General features: G+C 67.6%; 2 protein-coding genes and 1 pseudogene. 1 reads left to right on the top strand and 2 read right to left on the bottom strand.

What is annotated here, in order from left to right; all coding sequences use genetic code 11:
- Nucleotides 1–1,200 (bottom strand): annotated as a pseudogene (locus QK442_RS35945) (MFS transporter); the annotation flags it as partial.
- A gap of 339 nt (nucleotides 1,201–1,539) precedes the next feature.
- Between QK442_RS35945 and QK442_RS35940 the strand changes: the two are divergent.
- Nucleotides 1,540–2,382, top strand: a complete 843-nt coding sequence (locus tag QK442_RS35940; protein ID WP_282698344.1) for an IS5 family transposase — start codon at nucleotides 1,540–1,542, stop codon at nucleotides 2,380–2,382.
- 1 nt (nucleotide 2,383) lies between these two features.
- Here QK442_RS35940 and QK442_RS35935 read toward each other — a convergent pair whose 3' ends face one another.
- The gene (locus QK442_RS35935; protein WP_282698343.1) at nucleotides 2,384–2,917 is read right to left on the bottom strand and encodes a tetratricopeptide repeat protein; all 534 of its coding nucleotides are present in this window, start codon (nucleotides 2,915–2,917) and stop codon (nucleotides 2,384–2,386) included.
- Nucleotides 2,918–2,961: the final 44 nt, after the last annotated feature.

The raw sequence follows: 2,961 nt of genomic DNA, 5'->3' as shown, positions 1-2,961 counted from the left end.
ACCTGATCTGCGCAGGGCTGTCGTCGCGGACAGTACGACCGGGGCCGCGGCAAGTGCGAAGCACACGGGCAGGGGGAGGCGGCCCACCAATAGTCCAATGGCCGCTGTCGCCCCTGCCGAGCCGGCGTTGAAGGAAGTGTTGACCCACGCACCCGCTCTGGTCCGACCGGCTGGATCAGCTCACTCATCAGCGATCAGGTAGGCGGTGGTGAGGGCCGGAGCGACGAACAGTCCGCCGATCGCTGCCCATGCGATGAGCATGGAGGGATGAGGAGAGATCCCCATGGCGGCCAGGGACAGCCCAAGGGCCGCCGCGAGGAATGCCAGCCGCAACCTGCCCGAGGCCCGCCATGGGACGGCACCGTAGACCAGACCACCGATCGCACTGCCTCCGGACAGCGCGGCCAGGACCCAGGCGACCACTGAAGGGGTCTCGTGTTCGTCTGCGAAGGCGATCACCAGCAGATCGAACGCTCCCAGACACATGCCCACCGCCGCAGCGACCGTGATCGCCTGGCGCATCCCCGGATCCCCGTGCAGCAGCCACCGGCGCAACAGGAAGGAGCGCGCGCCGGAGACGCGGCCCTCTGGCGATGTCGACCCGAGCGGGGTCTTCTCCCGGCCGGCCCAGCCCCGGACCGCCGGAGACGAGCTCAGGGCAAGTGCGCCGATCAGTACGAGTGCGGCGCTCACCGCAAGACCCACCGACGGTGCCGCGACCTGCACCAGCAGCCCGACCAGCAGCGGCCCGGTGACGAAGAGGAGTTCCTCGGCGACCGCGTCCAGGCTGTACGCACGCTGCAACAACCGCCGGTCGGGAACCAAGTCGCTCCACAACGTGCGCATCACAGGCCCAAGTGGCGGCGTACACGCCCCGGTAGGCACCGCCAGGACCCCCAGCAGAATTCCTGACGCGCCAGGCCACGCAGTTGCGACGGCCAGTCCGGTCAGCAACAACGCATAGGCGGCCGCCATGGGGCACAGAGCCCGGCGCGGCCCGTACCGGTCGACCAGGCCCGCACGGACCGGCGAGAGAAAAACACTGGTCAGCGCGAAAAGAGCCATGACAGTGCCGGCTACGGCATAGGAGCCGGTGGCCTCTTTGATCGCCAAGACCAGCGAAAAAGAGACCATTCCATAGGAAAGCCGACCCAACAACGACGCACCGAACGTGCGACAGGCATAGCGGGTGCTGAGCACAGCCGCGTACGAAGGAGCCACGGAGGGCGAAGACATGATCATGTTCCTCTGAGACAGCGCCGGAACGATGGCGCTCACACGTGCATGGACAGCGAGAACCACGCCCGGTGGGCGCGGTCAGCACTGGCTCTAGACACGAAGGAAGAACATCCGGGCACCGTAGCAGAACGCGAGAACGAGTTCCCCGGTCGCCCCGCATCATGCAGGTCTGCGGCCCTCCCAGTAGGAACAGGCTTAGAGCTCGCGCGGATAGGCGGCGAGTAGGGCCCGGCAGCAGGACAGGCACAGGTCCCGGGCGATCATGGAGTTGCGACGCTCTGTGATCATCGAAGGAGACCTGTGCCTGCCCTGCCATCATGGCTGACCGAACCGTTATGGGACCAATTCACTGATCTGCTGCCGCCGCGGCCGGAGTTCGACCCAGCCCATCCGCTGGGTTGCCATCGGCGCCGTGTCGCCGACCGGATCGTGTTCGACAAGCTGCTGCAGGTCCTGCGCTTCGGCTGCTCCTACGAGGCGATCGCGGACACGACCTGCTCGGCCACCACGATCCGAACCCGCCGCGACGAGTGGATACGAGTGGGCCTGTTCACCAGACTGAAACAGATCGCGCTCGAGGCATACGACCGCATCGTCGGCCTGGTCCTCGACCGGATCGCGGTGGACGGCGCCATCACCAAAGCCCCCGGCGGAGGCGAGGCGGCCGGACCCTCACCCGTCGACCGTGGCAAGCAGGGCATGAAACGCTCCTCGATGACCGACGGCTACGGCATCCCGCTCGGCCGCGTCCTGGCCGGCGCCAACCGCCACGACTCCCCGCTCCTGGCCCCGACTCTCGACCTGCTGGACGGGCTTGGACCACTGCCGAACGACATCACCGTGCACCTCCATGCCGGCTACGACTCCGCCGGCACCCGCACGGAACTGGACCGGCGAGGACTGCACGGACAGATCGCCCACAAGGGCGAGAAGGCACCGATCCAGGCAAGCCGACGCTGGCACGTCGAGCGCACCCATGCCTGGCAGAACGCCTTCCACCGCCTGGCCCGCTGCTACGAACGCCGCCCCCTGGTGATCAACGCCTTCTTCGACCTCGCCGACACCGTCATCACCGTCCGCAGCCTCATCAGACGCGCCTGGACCACGCACCGCTGGAACCGCCGCCCCTGGCGCCGCCGATGACTCAACTCTTCTCCTGCGGCCCCTCATCTGTGTGCTGCACGCCGTCCAGATCGTCGGCGTAGTACTCAATCGCCCGCCGGTAGCCCTGCACCCGACGGTCGCCGCTGGTGGCGGCCAGCGTCTTCAGCAGAAGCCCCACCGCTTCCCGGCCTTCACCCTGGTTGTACAGCGCCATGCCCAGGAAGGCCTGCAGTGCCGGGTCGTCGGGAAACTCATCAAGCCCACGCCGCAGCGTCTGTGCGGCCACCCCGTAGGAGCCCAGGACCCGGTAAGTGCTCCCCAGCCCGAGGAAGGCCCCATGCCGATCTTCGGGAGACAGGCCCGCACCGACCAGGGCCCGCTCATAGAACGGGACGGCTTCACGCTCCAGACCGAGAACATCGTGCGCCCAGGCCGCCTGGTAGGCGATCTCGGCATCCTCCGGATACCGCTCGGCCAACTCCACCAGCCGTTCCCGAGCCTGCCCGGCCTGGCCCTGCTCCCGCAGCTGTACCGCTTGCGTCAGCGCCGCATCCCTCTCGTGATCATCACTCATGTCACCCACGGTGTCACACCAAAACCAGCCGCACCTCACGGGAG

This window comes from Streptomyces sp. CC208A, from assembly GCF_030010625.1.
Taxonomy (GTDB): Bacteria; Actinomycetota; Actinomycetes; order Streptomycetales; family Streptomycetaceae; genus Streptomyces.
The sequence above is the reverse complement of the archived record's forward strand: the minus strand, read 5'-3'. Positions and strand labels throughout refer to the sequence as shown.

What these genes read in the sequence shown, in the direction of transcription:
- QK442_RS35935 (WP_282698343.1), bottom strand. Translation starts at nt 2,917, where the DNA reads ATGAGTGATGATCACGAGAGGGATGCGGCGCTGACGCAAGCGGTACAG.